Below are 19,211 nucleotides of genomic sequence, written 5' to 3' on the forward strand. Positions count from 1 at the left end.
CTATACAATGAAAAAAATCACATCACTTAGTCTTGGTTTTTCGTTTTTAATCATGAGTTATACTGGAATTATGCTCTACATAGTTCCACAAGGTAAAGTGGCTTACTGGTCTGACTGGCATCTGCTAGGACTTAGTAAAACTCAATACGGTGAACTTCACGTTACTTCGATGTTTACTATGCTTGTGTTTGGTTTTTTACATATCTACTATAACTGGAAGCCATTAATGAGTTATATAAAAGATGCAAGTAAGAAAGTGTCTTTTACTAAAAAAGAACTTCTGATCTCATTTGGAATAAACGCTTTTATAGTGGTAAGTACGTTATATATGATTCAACCTGTAAAATCGTTAATTGACTTAGAAGATAGTATCAAAAACTACTGGGCAAAAGAATACGGTGAACCACCTTACGGTCATGCTGAAGAGAGTAAGCTAAGCGTAATCTCTCAAAAGGAAAATATAGATCTAAACATAGCAAAAGAGAGACTAAATGCTAAAAATATAGTTTATGAAGATGATGACACTATTTTAGCAATTGCCAGAAAAAATTCTTTAACTCCTAGTGGTGTTTATGCGATCATGAATCCAAGAGCTAAACATATAGACAAACCTGAAGGCACACCTACAAACTTAGGTAGAAGAACATTAGGTGAGTTAGATGAAATGGGCAAGATTGAGCTTGAAAAAGTTCTAAACTTCCTTAAAAAACAAAATATTGAAGCCTCTAAGGACACTAGAGTAAAACAGGTTGCTGACGAGCTTGATACTACTCCGTTAGAGATATATAAGAAGATAAGAAAAAAGTAGATGGATATAGATAAAGTAAAAAGCGTATTAGAAGAAAACTCAAAAGATACAACAAATGAGTTTAAGAGAATTTTTCACGGACGAGGCGGGCTGTATGAAGGTTGGAAACATCTAACCGTTGATTCTATAGATAATATTTTAAATGTAGCCCTATACTTTGAAGAAGACAATGAAGCTGAACTTTTAAAGATGTTAGAGGAGTTTACTTATGCTTCTGGGTATGAAGTATTAGTTGTACAAAGACGCTATATAAAAGGTCATCCAAGTGAAGTTTTAATAGGGGAACTGCCTGAATTTGTTTATGCCATAGAAAACGGTATGAAATTTAGGCTAAATCTACTTTCAAACCGTAACAGCGGCTACTTTCCAGACATGAAAAACGGACGCAAGTTTGTTATGGATAATGCGAAAGACAAATCTGTACTAAATCTATTCTCTTACACGTGTGCATTTAGTATAGCTGCAAAGATGGGCGGGGCTAAGAGTGTCAGCAATATAGATATGAGCAAAGGTGCACTTAGTACAGGACGTGCTAATCATCACCTCAACGACATAGAGACAAGAGGTGTAAGTTTTCTGCCTTATAACATCTTAAAATCATTCTCTCGTATAAAGAAAAAAGGACCGTATGATCTGATCATCATAGATCCGCCTACTTTTCAAAAAGGGAGTTTTGAAGCTACAAAAGATTATAGAAAAATAATTACAAAACTACCTCAGATCGCAAGTGAAAACTGCACTCTCTTAGCGTGTCTTAATTCTCCTGATCTGGATGAGAATTTTATAAAAGACTTAATAACTGAACTTGCACCTAGTTTTAAATTTTCACATAGACTTGAGAATGTAGAAGAGTTTAAAAGCTTGGATGAGAGTAGAAGTTTAAAAAATTTAGTATTTGTTAGAGAGGTTTAAAACCTCTCTAAAATCTTAGAAATTGTAGATGTATCTAACAATTGTCTCTGTAGACGTATCGTTGTCTTTTTTAGCAAAAACTGATGATAGATTAAAAGAATCATCATCTCCCACTATACCTTTGAAAATAATATCAAAACCGTATATAGGAGCTATGTCAGCCATATAACCATTTACTTCAGTATCGTAATCTGATGGATTTGTTTTATTTTCATAATCATTTATATCTAAAGCAAAAAAAGTACTTGCTCCCCCAAATATACTTATACCAAGATTGTCAATCGGGAAAAAAGTAGTATTTATTACCGTAGTAGGTTTTAGTCCAAAACCAAAACTTGTTTCATCGTAAGAGTATGCAAAACCTGTTTTTGTACCATCAACAGTAAAATCACCGTTTAGTGTATACAATATCATGTGAAGAGATGTTGCATTAGATACTCTAAACATATCACTCTCATAAAACGTAGTACTAAATGATGGTCTGTAACCTATATAAAAACCACTCTTGTCATACTTGTTATCATATGTATACGCACCATCAACAAAATGTTTTTTTTCAAGTTCTGAATCAATTATACCTACAGTATATGACTCTTCAAACATTTCACCTATTATTGTCTTACTGTCTGCAGGTAATGTAATAATGATCCCTTTGTTGTCATAATTTACGTCACCTATCTTGTCTTCATAATATTCATCTTCCAACGACAGTTCAACATTGAACTGCATATAACCTATTCCAACCTGACCCTTTTTCATTTTAAACACATCTATAGGTTGAGACGAAGGCATATCTATTGCAGTATCTGCTGCTAACAATGGGATAGAAGCACAAAGTACAAGTGCTACATTTTTTATCTGTTTTATCATATATTTCTCCTTTTATATATCACAAATTTTAACTTATAGTTGTCACAAAAATTGTCACATTGTATTTATCACATAATAAATGATACAATTTCATATGCTTAAAATCATTTATATACTATTTTCTCTTCTTGTCGCAACAAACCTATATGCAGTAAACATAGACAAATATTCTACTAATATAGATATCTTGTCAAAATCTAAAATATATATAAGTAACGATCTCTCTTCCAATAAAAATGTGATAAAAAATAAAAATTTTAAAGAAAATCAAAAAACTATACTAGGATTTGGTTTTATGCCAGAAAAAGCATTATGGATCAAGTTTAGTTTGAAAAACACTTCAAATAAAGTAATTGAAAAGACAATAGTTTACGAAAATCCTGAGACTGAGAATATACGATTTTATGATGGAGAAAAAACAACTCTTGACGGTATGTGGAATATGCCAATAACAAGAGAAACAATATACCCTACTTTCAAAATCACTCTAAAACCTCAAGAGGAAAGAGAGTTCTATATACGTGCATATTCAAAGATAACAACTCTTATAGCAAAAGTAAAACTTTATGACAATAAAGATGCACTCAAAAAAGATTACCAACATAAAACTTTTCTATTTATGTTTTTTGCGTCTATATCTATATTGCTTATATACAACACCATGCTTTTACTGTTTACTAAAGACAGGGCTTATTTCTACTACACTATCTATCTAATAGCAGTTATATTATTTGAGTCAATATATCTTGGAGTGTCACAACTTTACTTTTTATCAAATGAGATATCAGAGGTAATGACAAAAGCAACGATTACATATATTTCTATGCTAGTTATACCTATAGTACTTTTTACACAAGAATTTTTAGATACCAGTAGATTTAAAACTCATAATAAAATATTCAAAACTTATCTCTACATGATACCTTTTTTATGTATACTAAGTTATGATGATATGGTTCTAGATCAAAACATAATGCTTATTTTCATCCCTCTGGGATTTGCTCTAATATCTGTAAGTATCATTGCATTATTTAGGGGTGTAAGACAAGCTAAGTTTTATGTACTTGGATGGAGTGTCGTGATCATATCTCTTCTTCTATCTGTTATCGAGTCGTACGGCTATATAAATATTAGTACAAATATCACATACATGAACGAATTTGCTTTTACATTAGAAGCCCTTTTATTTTCAATCGCTTTAGCACACAGAATAAAAATCTTAAATGAAGAAAAAAACATACTTGATGCGAAGCTAATAGCAATTCAAAAAGATGAAAAACAAAAACTTCAAGAGCTAGTAGATGAAAAAACAAAAAACTTAAAAGATTCTCTTGATGAAAAAGAACTTCTTTACAGGGAACTAAACCACAGGGTAAAAAATAATTTGGCTATGACTTTATCTTTAATAAAACTACAAATTTCAAAGTCAAAAGATATTAATACAAAATATGAGTTAAGTACTACACAAAATAGAATCAGTTCTATTGCAAACCTTTATGAGAATCTAAATATTTCCAAAGTTGCCAGTAGTGAATCTACACAAGAATACTTTCATAACATAGAACATAATATACGTCTTAATTTTGATAAAAACATAAGTGTTCAATACGATATTAATACTAATCTTGATTCTCAAAAACTTATATACTGCGGTCTAATACTAAACGAACTTTTAACAAACTCTTTTAAATATGCATTTAACGATCAACAAGAGGGTCATATCACTATATCTCTTACAAAAGAGGACTCATTCTTTATTTTAAAGGTTGCAGATAACGGCTCCGGTTTCAAGTATGAACAAAAAGATTCCCTTGGACTGACTATTGTAAAAACACTTGCAGAAAAACAACTTTTTGGGACAATGAATATAAACTCCGACAACGGTACGGAAGTAATAATAAAATGGGAAGATTAAAAAATGGGTGATTTAAATATTTTAGTTGTTGACGATGAAAGCTTAGTAGCGATGGAGTTATCAAACACCGTGATGTCACTTGGGTATAACGTAATAGATTATGCAACCAACTCAAAAATGACAAAAAGTTTTTTAAATAAATTTCCATCTATAAACTTAATAATGATGGATATTAATCTAAATGAAGAGATCGACGGTATAGATCTGTATAAAAGTATAAGTTCAGAAGCTGCCGTTATATATGTTACGGCTTATAAAGATGATACAAATATCTCTAGAGCCATAGAGACCGATCCTTTAGGCTACCTTGTAAAACCTTATGACGAAGCAGAGCTCAGTGCACTTTTAAAACTTGCATCATATAAACTAAGCAAAAAAAGTATAAAAATAGATCCAAGAACTTCTTTAACTGAAATTGGTGATGGATACTATTTCGATAAGAACAAAGATCAGCTTACATATAAACAGTTACCTATTAAGCTTACGAAAAAAGAGTTGCAGCTTTTAAAACTTCTTCTGCTTTCAAAGGATAATAAAGTTAGTTATGAAACTATAGAAAATGAAATATATGATTCAGAACCTGTATCGTCCTCGGCGATAAGGACTTTAATATACAGATTAAGATGTAAATTAGAACATAAATTTATAGAAAATGAGTTCAGTTACGGTATAAAACTAAAATAGCCAAGAGGCTATTTTACTCTAACAAAAATCAGCTAAAAGTCCAGATTTTACTTGGTTGTAAGCTTCTTCACCCTCTAATTTTTTAACAATTTCTAGTGCAAAACACATAGCAGTTCCTGGTCCGCGAGAAGTAATAACATTACCCTCTTCTACTACTTTTGCTTTATCACCCTGATAACCGTCTAGATCGATCTGCTCTTCTACTGATGGATAACAAGTAAAGTTAGGTTTTAAAACTCCGGCTTTATTTAATGCAAATGGAGCTGCACAAATAGCACCGATTAGTTTACCTTTAGCATCCATCTCTTTTAGAATTTTCTGTACATGTTCATCATCTGCAAGTGCATGTGTACCGCCCCAACCACCTGGAAGTACAACCATGTCAAATACATCAGAATCAACGTTTTTCATATCTGAATCACTTACTAGAACAATACCGTTTGCACCTTCTACGTGGGCATGATCACCTATAGATGCCACAGTTACATCTACTCCACCACGTCTTAAAACATCTATAATTGTTACTGCTTCAATCTCTTCAAAACCTTTTGCAAGTGGAACTAATACATCAGCCATATCAATCTCCTTAAATTTGTTTTATATAGATAACTATACCAATATAAAACTTAATCATTATCTAGTCTTTACTTTATCTTTGTATAATAACACAATTTAAAATAAGAGACTAGATAATGACGATACCATACAATTCTATCAAACCTTACCTTTTCAAGTTTCAACCTGAGAATGCTCACCATATAGCAGAGTTTGTACTTAGACTTCCAAATTTTTGCCAACTTCCATTTAACAGCTTTTTAGAATCTCACTTTATTACTGATGATGTTTTAAAACAAGAGCTTTTTGGACGTACTTTTTACAATCCTGTAGGACTTGGTGCAGGTTTTGATAAAAATGCAACTATGATCCGAGGTATGCAGATACTAGGGTTTGGTTTTACAGAGATTGGAACTGTTACACCAATACCACAATCGGGTAATCCAAAACCTAGAATGTGGCGCCATCCAGAAGAGGAGTCTATCCAAAATGCTATGGGCTTTAACAATGAAGGACTACTAAAGGTACAAAAAAGATTAAAAGAGCGTTATCCTTTCTCAACGCCTATCGGTGTAAATATAGGTAAAAATAAAGTTACACCTGAAGTGGAAGCTATAAATGACTATACAAAACTTATACAAACTCTACATACACTTGGTGACTACCTTGTAATCAATATCTCTTCACCGAACACTCCAGGCTTAAGAGATCTTCAAAACGAAGAGTTCATTGCAAGACTTTTTGAAGAAGCTAAAAAAATAACTGACAAACCTATTCTTTTAAAAATAGCACCTGATATGACAAAAGAAGATGCAGTAGCACTAACTAAGATGGCAGTTGAAAAAGGGGCTGATGGTATCATCGCTACAAATACAACAATTGATTATTCTTTAGTTCCAAATCCTGCAGATGTAGGTGGGTTAAGCGGTGCAGTTTTAAAAGAGAAAAGTTTTGAGATCTTTGAAGCTATTGCAAAAGAACTTTACGGAAAAACTACACTGATCTCTGTCGGTGGAATAGACTCTGCAAAAGAGGCTTATAGACGTATTCGTGCAGGAGCTAGTCTTGTTCAGATCCTAAGCGGACTTATATTTCACGGACCAGACATGATCATGAACATAAACAAAGAACTTATTGAGCTGATCAAAGCTGATGGTTTTAGCAACATTACAGAAGCTATCGGAGCGGATAGAAAATAATGAAATTTATTTTAGCGTTTATATTTTTGACTACATCTGCTTTTGCACAGAACTCATTTATAAAATACGACGATAAAAAACAAACAAACGGAATAGATATGGCAAAAAAAAGAAAACTTCACAAAACACCGTCTCACTTACCAAACTATGAGAGCATGACTCTTGATAACGGTCTTGAGATAGTTGTTATTCCACTAGAAAACAATTCAAACGTAATAAGCACTGATATCTTCTATAAAGTTGGAAGTAGAAACGAAGTACTTGGTAAAACAGGTATTGCACATATGCTTGAGCATATGAACTTCAAATCTACTAAAAATCTAGATGCCGGCGAATTTGACAAAGAGGTTAAAAGTATTGGTGGAGTTAACAACGCTTCAACTAGTTTTGACTATACACACTACTATATAAAATCATCATCTGAGAATTTAAACAAGTCACTAGACCTATATGCAGAGCTTATGCAAAACCTAAACCTTAAAGATGAAGAGTTTCAACCTGAACGTGATGTTGTTGCAGAGGAACGTAGATGGCGTACTGAAAACTCACCTATCGGATATCTTTACTTTGCTATGTTCAACAACTCTTATGTATACCATCCATACCATTGGACGCCGATCGGGTTTATGAATGATATTCAAACTTGGACTATTGATGATATAAAAAATTTCCACGAGACATATTACCAACCAAACAATGCTATTTTAATGGTTACCGGTGATATAGAAGCCGACAAAGTTTTTGACTATGCTAAAAAAGCATTTGGGAGTATAAAAAACAAAGTAATAGTTCCAGAAGTTCAAGCAATTGAACCTACGCAAGACGGTGCTAAACGTGTTATGATCAAAAAGGACAGTGAAGTTGAGATCGTAGCTATTACTTTTCATATACCTGATTTTAAACATGAAGATCAACCAACACTCAGCACTATAAGTGAGATACTTTACTCTGGAAAAAGCTCACGTCTTTATAAAGAACTGGTTGAGAAAAAACGCCTTGTAAATCAAGTATATGCTTATAACATGGAAAATATAGATCCGGGTCTGTTTATATTTTTAGCTTCGTGTAATCCAGGTGTAAAAGCCGAAGATGTTGAAGCTGAACTTATTAAACAAATAGAGCTTATGAAGAGCACAAAAGTTACAAAAGCTGAGCTTGAAAAAGTTAAGATCAACACTAAAGCAGACTTTATCTATTCGTTAGAGTCTTCAAGCTCTGTTGCAAACTTATATGGTAGTTATTTAGTTCGTGGAGACTTAACTCCTCTTCTTACTTATGAAGATGATATCAAAGCGATAACACCGAAAAAAGTTCAAGATGCAGCTAAAAAGTACTTTGATTTTGACAAATCAACAACACTGATACTTAAAAAATAAAATTAAGGAATTAACATGGACGTTCAAAAACACGATGAAATAATGTCATTCATAATGAAAAAACTTGAAGAGGAAAAACTTGATGTAGGATCAGCTATACAGATCTGGCACTCTATGGGGCTTTTTATATTTTCTCAACTAGATACTGAGGAGAAAGATGTTTCTAAAATCTATGAAGCAATCAGAGAGTATCTAACAGAGATGGAGAAACTAAAAGTTTAAAGTATAAAGGACATAAAGTCCTTTATATCTACTAATTACATCACTTTCCAACCTACTTTCTAAAAATCCAAAACTAATACAAATATAATACTTAATAATAATATTAACTACTGTAACATGCAACTCTTATATAATATTTTTTTATACTATTTTATATTTTAACATCATTGTCTATATTAGAAAAAAGAGGGGAATAGACATGCCAAATACACTTTATAACCAACTTGGCGGGACTAAAGGAATTACACGAATAGTAGAGTATGCAATAGATGCACACCGTGAAAACCCTATTTTTACGACTAGGTTTGAAAACGCATTAGATATTGAACGTGCGAAAAAGAAGTCTATAGAGTTTTTTTGTGCCGGTGTATTATGCCCTAAGACCTGCAGGGACTTGGCAAATAAAGCGGTAGTAAGAAGTATATCAGAACAAGAGTTTATTGATGTTGTGGATGACATTATATGTGCACTGGATGACAATAAAATAGACTCTAGTACAAAAAAAGATGTACTTACCATATTTATATTCGTTAAAAGAGAATATTACAACAGTCTGCTAAAAATATTTTAGAAAGGTTGAAGTTAATATTCCACGCAAAGTGCGTGGAAGTAGGAAGTTTAATTATCCTAACTTAGCAGTGATTGCAGCTTCAACTTCATCTATATGAGCTGTACCATCAACTGTAATGTAGTGAATTGCAGAGTTTTTAGCTGCTTGGTCTTTGTAGTAACCAATTAAAGGTTGAGTTAGTTCGTGATAAACTTTAAGTCTGTCTAATACTACTTCCTCTTTATCATCATCTCTTTGAACTAAATCTTCACCAGTCTCATCATCTTTACCTTCAACTTTTGGCGGGTTGAATACTATGTGATAAGTTCTACCTGAAGCTAAGTGAGCACGGCGACCGCTCATACGTTTAACAATCTCGCTATCTGGAACATCGATCTCGATCACTGCATCTATTTGGATACCTGCTTCTGTAACAGCATCAGCTTGAGCAAGTGTACGTGGAAAACCATCTAACAGATAACCGTTTTTACAGTCATCTTCAGCAATACGATCTTTTACAAGACCGATAATGATCTCATCTGTAACTAATTGACCTGCATCCATAGCAGCTTTTGCAAGTTTACCCATCTCAGTACCGGCTTTAATAGCAGCTCTTAACATGTCACCTGTAGAGATTTGAGGGATGTTAAACTTTTTTGTTAAAAATTGAGCCTGAGTACCTTTTCCAGCACCTGGAGCTCCAAGTAAGATAATTCTCATTTTTTGTTCCTAAATATTTTGATTTCGCAATTTTACTACACCAAGGCTAAAATATAGATAATTCATATATAATGTTAGTAAGACAATTTACTATTAGGGTTAAAATGGAAACGTTAAAAGAACACTGGAACAGCATATTTTCTAAAACTAATGACACTGATTTGGGTTGGTATGAAGAAGATATTTCTCAGACATTAAAGTTTCTTAGAGAAATCCCACACAGTGAATCTAAAACAGTTTTCTTACCAGGTTCTGGAACTTCAACACTAGTCGATGCACTTCTAAATCAAGGGCATCAACTTATTTTAAATGACATCAGTAACGAAGCTTTAAATAAACTAAAAAATAGACTTAGAAATGATGAAAACACAACATATCTTCATCATGATATATCTAAACCTTTACCACTAAAAAGTCCAAAAGTAGATCTTTGGATCGACCGTGCTGTTTTACACTTTTTACTCAACGAGCTTGATATTGAGACATACTTTAATAACCTTTGCTCTAGTGTTAAACCAGGCGGCTTTGTTTTACTTGCAGAGTTTTCAACTATAGGTGCTCTAAAATGTGCAGGACTAGATGTACACCGCTACTCTGTTTCAGAGATAAATGATCGTATTGGAAATGAGTTTAAGCTTATTAAAGATGAAGAATATAAATATATAAACCCATCTGGCAATGAGAGACCATATATTTATGCACTTTATAAGAGAGAGGGCTAAAAATGACTTTTTTACAGTGGATTCGTTTAGTTATAGTCTACCTTCTAATCCCGATTATGCTCTTCATCTCAGCAGGTGATCTTGGGTGGTGGCAGGCGTGGGTTTATTCCGTTCTAATTATGGTAGCAGGAGTCGGCGGGCGTATATTGACAGAGATCTATAACCCTGGATTACTAGCTGAACGCATTGATGTTGAAAAACTAAAAGGTGCAAAATCTTGGGATAAGATCTTGGCTCCGCTTATGGCTATCAGCTTGTCCTATCCACTCGTTATTGTAGCTGGATTGGATCATATGTTTAGCGCCTCTCCTATTTTGCCTGTATGGCTTTCAATAGTTGGTTTGGTATTGGTTGCAGTTGGATACTCCTTTGCTACATGGGCGTTAATTGAGAATAAATTTTTCTCAAGCGTAGTGCGTATTCAAAAAGAGAGAGGTCATAAGGTATGTGACACAGGTCCGTACAAAATCGTGCGTCATCCAGGTTATGCAGGTAATCTTCTGGCACTTCCGGGAATGGCATTAGCCCTAAACTCTATATGGCTGATCATTCCATCTCTAATAGCACTTATAATTGCCATTATAAGAACCTCTCTAGAAGATAAGATACTTCAAGAAGAATTGTCAGGATATAAAGAATATACACAGCGTGTACGATACCGTTTAATACCGTGGATCTACTAGAGTTCAACATTAAAGGATAAAAAGATGAAAAACATTTTAATAGTAGTTGCAAATCCAAAAGAAGACAGCTTCTCATTTGCAATGGCAAATAAATACAAAAACAAATGTAAAGAGAAAAACTATGATGTAGAGTTCTTAGATCTATATAGAGATGAAAACCAACAACCTTTTTTTACAAATGAACAAGTTACTACAAAAGAGATGAAATACTATCAGGAAAAGATCTCAAAAGCGGATGAGATCACTTTTGTATTTCCTTACTGGTGGGGAAGCATGCCTGCTATTTTAAAAAACTTTATAGACTGGAACTTTTCTAATGGCTTTGCATTTGAGTATGTAAACTCAAGACCACATGGATTATTAAAAGGAAAAAGTGTAAAAGTTTTTACTACAACTGGTGCACCATACTTATTTTACATGTTAACAGGAGCGCACAGGAGACTAAGAAGTATGCTAAAAGAGCAGATCATAGAGTTTTGCGGCATGAAGTTTGAAGAGTTTAATATCTTTGGCGGAGTAGATACAAGCAAAAAGAAGATGCAAAAAATACTTGATAAAATATAAATTTGATATAATTACAGAAACAAAAAAAGGGATATTGCTATGTGGATATTAAACTAACGGTACTCGAGGAAATTTTTTAACTTCAATCCTTGACTACTTCTTCTAACCGATTCAAGGATACACATATGCAATCTTTACAACTAAACAACATATATTTTAAATACCCTGCTTCGGCAGACTACATATTCGAAGACTTAAACCTTGAGCTCTACCCTGGCTGGAGTGCACTTGTAGGTGCAAACGGTGCAGGAAAGAGCACTCTTTTAAAACTCATTACAAAAGAGCTCTCTCCTGAGAGCGGTAGCGTTATAAACAATCTTGTCACGGCTTATTGTCCACAGTCAACAGAAAATCTGCCTGAAAATGCCGAAGAGTTTTTTAGCTCATATGAGGGTAATACTTTTAGACTAAAAGAGCTTTTAGAGATACAAGAAGACTGGCTTTACAGATGGGATACTCTTAGCCATGGCGAGAGAAAACGCATCCAAATAGCAGCTGCTCTTTTTTTAGAGCCTGATGTACTCATAGTAGATGAGCCTACAAACCATCTTGACATGCAGACTAAAGAGAAACTCTTTAGAGCGTTAGAGTCTTACGATGGCATAGGCATTTTGGTAAGTCATGACAGAGAACTTTTAGATTTGTTATGTACCAAGACATTTGTTATAAAAAACGGCTCGCTTACAAAGATAAAGTCAAACTTCTCTACTGCCATAAAAGAGCTTGACACAATAAAGAACTTTCAAAGACAGCAAAAATCTCAGCACTCAAAAGAGCTTAAAAAGGTAGACAAGCAGATCCAAAGTGCAAAAGAGAGTGTCTCAAGTTCTAAAAGCAGACTCTCACTTAAAAACGTGGACAACAAAGACAGTGACGCAAAAGCAAAAGTCTACCTTGCAAAGATCACCTCTAAAAACAAGTACGAAGGGCAAGCCGTAAAAACCGCCACTTCAAAAAAAGAGCATCTGTTAAAAGAAGATATAAGCATTGATAAAGAGTATGAGAAAGGGATAATGTTTGAGCAAAGCATAGACAACAGAGCCTTCCCTTTTGTTATAGAGAAAACGACTGAAACTATAAACGGTTTTACGTTTAACATACCAAGACTGGTTATAGAAAAAGGTGATAAGGTCTGGATACAAGGTGACAATGGTAGCGGTAAGAGTACATTTATAAACTATGTACTTTCAACTTTAAAAACAAGCGATTACCTCTACATTCCACAAGAGATAAGTGAAGAGGATTCACAGAAACTTTTTAAAGAGATAAAAGAGTTAAGTGATGATAAACAAGGTGAGATTTTTACTACTATTACTAGGCTATCTTCCGACCCAAAAGCACTGTTGCAGAGTAAAACTCCAAGTCCGGGAGAGATTCGAAAACTTTTAATAGCAAAAGATTTGTCAAACAACCCTCCCCTTATCATCTTGGATGAGCCGACAAATCATATGGATATAGATTCAATTATGAGTATTGAAAAAGCTTTAACAGAGTTTCAAGGTGCGGTTATTTTCATTAGTCATGATATGACCTTTTGTAAAAGCTTGGCAAATAAAACTTGGAGGGTTGAAAAAGATAAAAAACTTGTTCATATAGTTGAAAAATAATATTTTTAGTGTTTACTTATTTAGCTAGTTTCAAGATTGACTATATATAATGTTCGTTGAATAAATAGTTATATATCAGGAGAAATAGCAATGAGTTTGATTATGAGCATAATATTTCTACTCATTCCTTTTGATGTTTTAAGCGTAAACCACTTACTACTATCAAATAAGTTAGGTAAAACTTTGGTTTCAGCTATATCTGCAACGTTAGTTTATGTCATTATTGTAGGTAGTGTAATGTACACAAACTATAAACTTGATACTGAACTAGCTGCATTCGACTTAAATGCAGACGGCTTGTTTTCTGGTGATGAAATTACACCAGAACAAGAAATCGCAATGGATCGCGTAGTTAACGATGCAGGAAGAAATTTTGCCCCAATCACAGGTGCTATTTTCTCATTTATCTATTTTTTATGCCTCTGGTCAATATTGTCTATCTCATCTTGGGTAAAGAGAATGTATGTCAGTAAAAACATATAACAAATCATTGGAGAGAAACATTTGATCCTGCGGCTAAAATATTTCTCAACTCAAACGTTAGACTCACATAGGAAAGTATATGAAAATTTTAGGATTTGTTTCATTTTATACCTCAGTACCTTTTTGGGCTAATAATTTTATTTCAAGTGAAGAACTTGAAAAAATTGAAGAAGAACAATTAAAAAATAAACTTGAAGAAGTTGTTTTCAGTAAAGATAATGATGATTTTTCAATTAAAATTGCTCAAGACGGTATGATTATACTTCGTGTCTACAAATTAGAAAACAATATGGTTCCGTGGAGTGATAGACTAAATAATCCTGATTATACAATATCAAATGATATTAAAAATTGGAATGATTATATAGAGTATCTAAATGCATTTTATCTCATATTAGATTCATCATTATTTGAATTAGAAAAAGAAACTTTTTTAGAAATTAATCAATTAACAAAAAAAGATGTTATGAGAGCTTATTTTGCATATTTTGATTCACTTGAAAAATTTCAAGGATGTCAATCTGCTAGTCATAATCAAGAGCCAATTGAAATTTATAAAAAAAATAGATTACCTGATAGTAATTACCACTTAATAAAAAGTAAAAATAATAGATTTATCACTAAAAAAGTTTTAGAACATACAGTTGAAAATTTTGAATATGCTTGTAAAGACTATAATTTGATAAAAATATTATCAACATTGCTGAGAAGTATCTCAGAGTATAAAGAAGGCAATAATCAAACTTCAATTTTATTTTCATGGTTTATAATTGAAAGCATTATCATACAAATATGGGAAAAACATATCAACTCTCTAAATAATTCATTTGATGATGGAAGTAAAAGAATCAATAAAGCTAGAAAAAAACATTTAGAAAACTTAAGCATAAGTGTAATTATTAATTTACTGGAACTAATGAATTTAATTCCATATAAACTATACATTGAAATTGATAAAATTAGATTATGCCGAAACAAAATTGTTCATATAGACCAAGATTATATATCTACGAATAATGATGCTAAAGAATCTATACTATGTACAAAGAATTTAATTAAGCTAAATTATAATTTAGATATTTTTCCAAATTTAGGTTTAATAATATCACCTATTACTATATAAATGATATTATTAAAGTCTAACAAAACCTTGGAGAGAAATAGTTTACCCTAGCGGGCACAACTATTTCTCAACTCAAACGTTACACTCAAAAATTAAAAGGAAATTAAATGTTTAAATATCTTATTACTACGTTTCGTACACCCCAGTTCGACCCATCAGTCATTGACGCACACTATGCTTTTCTCGATGATCTAAAGCAGCGAGGACACCTTGAACTTGCCGGTCCGTTTACGGACAAGACTGGCGGTGCATACTTGATTAAAGCTGATAATCTTGAAGAAGCCAAGGCTATAGCGTTCAGTGATCCTGTACATACTTCGAAGTCATCAATCGTCACCGTTTACGAATGGAACGCAAAATGAGCATAACAAATTAGAGGAAAATATAAAATGCGATTTGCACACACAAATATAGCGGCAAGAGATTGGAAAAAATTATCAGACTTTTATATAAAAGTTTTTGAATGTAAAATTAAACCTCCGCAGAGAGATTTAAAAGGTGAGTGGCTTGATAAAGCAATCGGTATAAAAAATGCTAGACAAACGGGTGTGCATTTATCTCTTCCAGGATATGAAAACCCACCGACATTAGAAATATTTAGTTACGAAAAATTTATAGATACAAATCCAATTATGGCTAATCAAATTGGTTTTACCCATATTGCATTTGAAGTGGATGATGTAGATGCAATACTAACAAAAGCTTTAAAATATGGAGCTACAACATTAGGTGAAGTGATCGAAAATGAAGTTAAAGGTGTCGGTATGTTAAAATTTACATATTTACGAGATATAGAAGGAAATATTATAGAAATTCAATCTTGGAATTAAGCTTTTAAATGTTAGTAGCTCTAACAAAACCTTGGAGAGAAATATTTGACCCTGCGGCTCAAATATTTCTCAACTCAAACGTTAAACCACAAAGGAAACATCATGAAAAAAATCTATCTTCTCCTGGCTATTTTAGGGTTCATCTTGCCGCTTTCACAGTTCATTTCATGGCTTTTTGACTATGGAATCGATGTGCCGCTCATGTTCAGGAGTGTCGCAGAAGATAAATTGAGCTTATTTGCTTGGTTGGACGTGATCGTGTCGGCGCTTGTTTTAATCGTTTTTATCGTTTATGAGGGCAAGAAAAAGTCGATGCCGAGATTATGGGTACCTATCGCAGGTACATTGTGCGTCGGTGTCTCTTTTGGGCTTCCGTTATTTTTGCTGTTGAGAGAAATGCATCTTGAGAAAAATGCGTAAAGAGTCGGGGATGTATTATACGACGACAAGAAACAGGTTTTCTCTTGAGTCAGATTAAATCTAACAAAGTAGTGGGGCCAATCAAAAACCCGAGGACGGCTTTTTGATTGCTCATTTTAAACGTTAGGCTTTAAAATTTAATAAAGGAATTTTAATTGAAATCACTGAAATTTAAAAAGATAGACGCCTTTGCATCTTTCAACTCTAGCGGTAATCCTGCCGGAGTTATTTACTTAGATAACTGTAATGACTTATCTGCCGAAGAGATGCAACAGATTGCCAAAGAACTAAAAGGTTTTGTAAGTGAAGTTGGATACATCTGGGAAAACGAAGACGGAAGTTTTGGGTTACGTTATTATTCAAGCGAGAGAGAAGTCGAGTTTTGCGGTCATGCGACTATTGCCATTATGTACAACATCATAAAAAGTAGATCAGATCTTTTGGCAAAAAGTGAACTCACTATTCATACGAAAAACGACACTTTGGTAGTTGAAAACCATATCCCGCAAAATGATTCGGTTTTTATTACCGCACCTGCTCCAAAATTTATAATGAAAGATATTAATCAAGAGGATATTGCGTCCTCTTTAAAGATAGATGCAAACATGATAGATGACCGTTTTGATATCGCCATTGTTAATGCAGGACTTGAAACACTCATTGTCCCCGTAAAAAATCTTGAGGCGACTTTGAATGTTAATCCCGATCTGGTAGAGTTAAACGTGTTTTGCAAAAGCATAGGAGTTGACATTATTATCTTGTTTACGGATGAGTGTTTTAGTGAAAAAAGCAGTTATCGTACAAGAGTGTTTGCCGCGACGTTCGGTTACCTTGAAGACCCTGCGACGGGCTCTGGAAACAGTGCTTTTGGAAACTATCTTCTTCAAAGAAACATATGGGATGGCGAACTGATGAACATTGAGCAAAATGCTCTGAAAGAGAACTTTAATACGGTAAAACTTACTACAAAAAAAGAAGAAAGTATCAAGCACGTGCTTTTTGGCGGTAGTGCAAAAGTTAAAATCGATGGAAATTATTTACTTTAAAAGGGAAATGGATGCAGTTAAAAGTAGCAGAACTTTCAGATATAGACAAAGTGTTAGAACTTCACTATAAATATCAGATTGAATCAATAGCTGAAGAAGATAAAAAAGACGGATTTGTTACAACGCCGTTTACAAAAGAGCAGTTGACAGACCTTATAGATAAAGAACAAGGTCTGTTTATAGCGATAAAAGACAACAGTGTTGTTGCTTATGTTATGGCGGCATCTTGGCAATTTTGGTCAAAATGGCCCATGTTTGAACACATGATAAAAGATTTGCATAACTTGGAATACTTGGGTCAAAAGTTGAGCGTGGACAATTCCTATCAGTACGGGCCGATCTGCATAGACAAAAGTGTTCGAGGAAGCGGTGTATTGGAAAAAATATTTGATTTTTCAAGAGAACATATGTCCAAAAGATACCAGATATTAGTAACCTTTATCAATAAAATCAATCCAAGATCTTACGAAGCCCATGTAAGAAAACTCGGTCTTGAAGTTATACAAGAGTTTTCTTATAACAACAACAACTATTACGAACTGGTTTATGACACATCAAAAAAAGTCTAACAAACTGTCACACCAATAATCTAGGGATAGAATCAGCAGCCCCTTTTCTTGTTACACAGATACTTGAAGCTTTTATAGCTGCTTCTAGACATTTTTCTATTGTCATTCCGCGTGAAAACTCGGCTAAAAAGTAACCTATAAAAGTATCGCCCGCTCCGGTGGTATCTACAGCTTTTACTTTTAGAGCATCTACACTTATAACTTTTTTGCCCTTTGCATAGATCACACCTTTTTTGCCAAGTGTTAAAACAACGGAACTTTTTGGGTAAAGTTTACCCATAGCTTTTATGATCTTCTCAGGCTTTTTCTCGCCGCTAAGTGCTTCACCTTCGGTCTCGTTTATTATAAAAATATCTACAAGTTCAAGTGGGTAGTCTTTAACAGCGTCACTCATCGGTGCAGGGTTAAAAACTACTTTTAGACCTTTGCTTTTTGTTTGTTTTATTATTTTATCGACATCATTTATCTCATTTTGTAAAAGTACTATATCCTCTGTTTTTGCAGTTTTTAGTACTTTTTCTATATCAGAAGATTTGTAAGTAAGATTAGCCCCGCCGTGGATAATTATGGCATTCTCACCCTCTTTGTTTACCTGTATAACTGCATGTCCAGTAGGTGCTTTAACTGTATTTACAAAAGATGTATCTATACCCTCTTTTTCCATCTTCTCTTTTAGCCAAATACCGTCTTTGCCAACCTTACCTACATGGACTACATCTGCATTTGCACGAGCTAAGGCTATAGACTGGTTAGCCCCTTTACCACCGCTAAAAACTGCGTAGCTATTACTGCTTAGCGTTTCACCTGGACGTACAAAATGATCTACACTATACACATGGTCTATATTTATAGATCCGAAATTAATTATCTTCACGGTAAGGGCTTTCATGACGTGATGCTTTAAATCCATGTTTAACAAATGCATGCAGTGTTTCATCGTGCAGTTTGATCAGCTCACTGACTTTTTCATCATCTGAAGTAAGTGTGACTTTTATACCATCATCAAGCATTTCATAGTTCATATTTATCTGTTCTCTGTGATCAAAAAGCTCTATAAACAAAGGATCCCATGAACGAATGGCGCGGTTGCCGTCAAACCTCTTTTTCATACCAAGTGCGTGGTCTTGAAGTATTTTTATAAGCTCTTGATCTTTGGATGTAACACGAGTGATCGTCTCAATGCCAGACTCTGTCTCTTTTGTAATACGTTCTATCTCTTCATGGCGTACTAAAAGTTCATGGTAAAGTTTTGAATCCGCAATATGCTGTGGATCACTACCGCCACGACCACGCTTGAAAACTTTTGCTTTTTTAAAGTTTGTAAAATCCACATACTTTCCTTTTTTTGCATTA

General features: G+C 33.6%; 24 protein-coding genes. 19 read left to right on the forward strand and 5 right to left on the reverse strand.

Annotated elements, in window-relative coordinates:
- The first annotated feature begins 7 nt into the window (after positions 1-7).
- Both ABZA65_RS01840 and ABZA65_RS01845 read left to right on the forward strand, forming a co-directional pair.
- Entirely contained in the window at positions 8-808 is an 801-nt protein-coding gene (locus ABZA65_RS01840) for a DUF4405 domain-containing protein (protein WP_373069990.1), read from the forward strand.
- Positions 809-1,720 carry a class I SAM-dependent methyltransferase gene (locus tag ABZA65_RS01845; protein ID WP_373069992.1) on the forward strand — a complete coding sequence of 304 codons (912 nt, stop codon included), beginning with the start codon at positions 809-811 and terminating at the stop codon, positions 1,718-1,720.
- Positions 1,721-1,735: 15 nt separating this feature from the next.
- On the opposite strand, the gene ABZA65_RS01850 is transcribed toward ABZA65_RS01845, so the two are convergent.
- Positions 1,736-2,590 (reverse strand): hypothetical protein, encoded by an 855-nt coding sequence (locus ABZA65_RS01850; protein WP_373069994.1) that lies wholly within the window; start codon positions 2,588-2,590, stop codon positions 1,736-1,738.
- A gap of 94 nt (positions 2,591-2,684) precedes the next feature.
- Here ABZA65_RS01850 and ABZA65_RS01855 point away from each other — a divergent pair, with 94 nt between their 5' ends.
- Both ABZA65_RS01855 and ABZA65_RS01860 read left to right on the forward strand, forming a co-directional pair.
- Entirely contained in the window at positions 2,685-4,505 is a 1,821-nt protein-coding gene (locus ABZA65_RS01855; RefSeq protein ID WP_373069996.1) for a 7TM diverse intracellular signaling domain-containing protein, read from the forward strand.
- A gap of 3 nt (positions 4,506-4,508) precedes the next feature.
- On the forward strand, positions 4,509-5,189 hold the full coding sequence (locus ABZA65_RS01860) for a response regulator (protein ID WP_373069998.1): 681 nt from the start codon (positions 4,509-4,511) through the stop codon (positions 5,187-5,189).
- An 18-nt stretch (positions 5,190-5,207) separates the two neighbouring features.
- Here ABZA65_RS01860 and ABZA65_RS01865 read toward each other — a convergent pair whose 3' ends face one another.
- The gene (locus ABZA65_RS01865; RefSeq protein ID WP_373070000.1) at positions 5,208-5,765 is read right to left on the reverse strand and encodes a DJ-1 family glyoxalase III; all 558 of its coding nucleotides are present in this window, start codon (positions 5,763-5,765) and stop codon (positions 5,208-5,210) included.
- Between the two features lie 116 nt (positions 5,766-5,881).
- Here ABZA65_RS01865 and ABZA65_RS01870 point away from each other — a divergent pair, with 116 nt between their 5' ends.
- The 4 genes from ABZA65_RS01870 to ABZA65_RS01885 all read left to right on the forward strand — a co-directional run bounded on the left by ABZA65_RS01870 (position 5,882) and on the right by ABZA65_RS01885 (position 9,112).
- Positions 5,882-6,943 carry a quinone-dependent dihydroorotate dehydrogenase gene (locus tag ABZA65_RS01870; RefSeq protein ID WP_373070002.1) on the forward strand — a complete coding sequence of 354 codons (1,062 nt, stop codon included), beginning with the start codon at positions 5,882-5,884 and terminating at the stop codon, positions 6,941-6,943.
- Positions 6,944-7,041: 98 nt separating this feature from the next.
- Complete coding sequence (locus tag ABZA65_RS01875) at positions 7,042-8,319, forward strand: M16 family metallopeptidase (RefSeq protein WP_373070636.1); 1,278 nt, start codon at positions 7,042-7,044, stop codon at positions 8,317-8,319.
- A 15-nt stretch (positions 8,320-8,334) separates the two neighbouring features.
- Positions 8,335-8,541, forward strand: a complete 207-nt coding sequence (locus tag ABZA65_RS01880) for a hypothetical protein (RefSeq protein ID WP_373070004.1) — start codon at positions 8,335-8,337, stop codon at positions 8,539-8,541.
- Between the two features lie 199 nt (positions 8,542-8,740).
- Entirely contained in the window at positions 8,741-9,112 is a 372-nt protein-coding gene (locus ABZA65_RS01885; RefSeq protein WP_373070006.1) for a hypothetical protein, read from the forward strand.
- Positions 9,113-9,163: 51 nt separating this feature from the next.
- On the opposite strand, the gene adk is transcribed toward ABZA65_RS01885, so the two are convergent.
- Entirely contained in the window at positions 9,164-9,811 is a 648-nt protein-coding gene (gene adk / locus ABZA65_RS01890; RefSeq protein ID WP_373070008.1) for an adenylate kinase, read from the reverse strand.
- Positions 9,812-9,915: 104 nt separating this feature from the next.
- Here adk and ABZA65_RS01895 point away from each other — a divergent pair, with 104 nt between their 5' ends.
- The 11 genes from ABZA65_RS01895 (at position 9,916) to ABZA65_RS01945 (ending at position 17,858) form a co-directional block, all read left to right on the forward strand.
- The gene (locus tag ABZA65_RS01895) at positions 9,916-10,533 is read left to right on the forward strand and encodes a class I SAM-dependent methyltransferase (protein ID WP_373070010.1); all 618 of its coding nucleotides are present in this window, start codon (positions 9,916-9,918) and stop codon (positions 10,531-10,533) included.
- 2 nt (positions 10,534-10,535) lie between these two features.
- Positions 10,536-11,216: an isoprenylcysteine carboxylmethyltransferase family protein gene (locus tag ABZA65_RS01900; protein WP_373070012.1), complete on the forward strand. Its 681-nt coding sequence runs from the start codon at positions 10,536-10,538 to the stop codon at positions 11,214-11,216.
- A 24-nt stretch (positions 11,217-11,240) separates the two neighbouring features.
- Positions 11,241-11,780 (forward strand): NAD(P)H-dependent oxidoreductase, encoded by a 540-nt coding sequence (locus tag ABZA65_RS01905; RefSeq protein ID WP_373070014.1) that lies wholly within the window; start codon positions 11,241-11,243, stop codon positions 11,778-11,780.
- A gap of 125 nt (positions 11,781-11,905) precedes the next feature.
- Positions 11,906-13,387 carry an ATP-binding cassette domain-containing protein gene (locus tag ABZA65_RS01910; protein WP_373070016.1) on the forward strand — a complete coding sequence of 494 codons (1,482 nt, stop codon included), beginning with the start codon at positions 11,906-11,908 and terminating at the stop codon, positions 13,385-13,387.
- A gap of 90 nt (positions 13,388-13,477) precedes the next feature.
- The gene (locus tag ABZA65_RS01915; RefSeq protein ID WP_373070018.1) at positions 13,478-13,870 is read left to right on the forward strand and encodes a hypothetical protein; all 393 of its coding nucleotides are present in this window, start codon (positions 13,478-13,480) and stop codon (positions 13,868-13,870) included.
- A gap of 79 nt (positions 13,871-13,949) precedes the next feature.
- Positions 13,950-14,993, forward strand: a complete 1,044-nt coding sequence (locus ABZA65_RS01920) for a hypothetical protein (protein ID WP_373070020.1) — start codon at positions 13,950-13,952, stop codon at positions 14,991-14,993.
- A 107-nt stretch (positions 14,994-15,100) separates the two neighbouring features.
- Positions 15,101-15,355 (forward strand): YciI family protein, encoded by a 255-nt coding sequence (locus ABZA65_RS01925; protein WP_373070022.1) that lies wholly within the window; start codon positions 15,101-15,103, stop codon positions 15,353-15,355.
- 27 nt (positions 15,356-15,382) lie between these two features.
- Entirely contained in the window at positions 15,383-15,823 is a 441-nt protein-coding gene (locus tag ABZA65_RS01930; protein ID WP_373070024.1) for a VOC family protein, read from the forward strand.
- Positions 15,824-15,925: 102 nt separating this feature from the next.
- On the forward strand, positions 15,926-16,243 hold the full coding sequence (locus tag ABZA65_RS01935; protein WP_373070026.1) for a DUF2834 domain-containing protein: 318 nt from the start codon (positions 15,926-15,928) through the stop codon (positions 16,241-16,243).
- A gap of 155 nt (positions 16,244-16,398) precedes the next feature.
- Entirely contained in the window at positions 16,399-17,289 is an 891-nt protein-coding gene (locus tag ABZA65_RS01940) for a PhzF family phenazine biosynthesis protein (protein ID WP_373070028.1), read from the forward strand.
- Positions 17,290-17,300: 11 nt separating this feature from the next.
- The gene (locus ABZA65_RS01945; protein ID WP_373070030.1) at positions 17,301-17,858 is read left to right on the forward strand and encodes a GNAT family acetyltransferase; all 558 of its coding nucleotides are present in this window, start codon (positions 17,301-17,303) and stop codon (positions 17,856-17,858) included.
- A 7-nt stretch (positions 17,859-17,865) separates the two neighbouring features.
- Here ABZA65_RS01945 and ABZA65_RS01950 read toward each other — a convergent pair whose 3' ends face one another.
- Both ABZA65_RS01950 and ABZA65_RS01955 read right to left on the reverse strand, forming a co-directional pair.
- Complete coding sequence (locus ABZA65_RS01950) at positions 17,866-18,732, reverse strand: ribokinase (protein WP_373070032.1); 867 nt, start codon at positions 18,730-18,732, stop codon at positions 17,866-17,868.
- A complete protein-coding gene (locus ABZA65_RS01955; RefSeq protein WP_373070034.1) occupies positions 18,719-19,189 on the reverse strand; it encodes a hypothetical protein in 471 nt (156 codons plus the stop codon). The genes ABZA65_RS01950 and ABZA65_RS01955 overlap by 14 nt, the downstream gene beginning before the upstream one ends.
- Positions 19,190-19,211 lie beyond the last annotated feature (22 nt).

This window comes from Sulfurimonas sp. (assembly GCF_041583195.1).
In the GTDB taxonomy this organism is placed as follows: Bacteria; Campylobacterota; Campylobacteria; order Campylobacterales; family Sulfurimonadaceae; genus Sulfurimonas.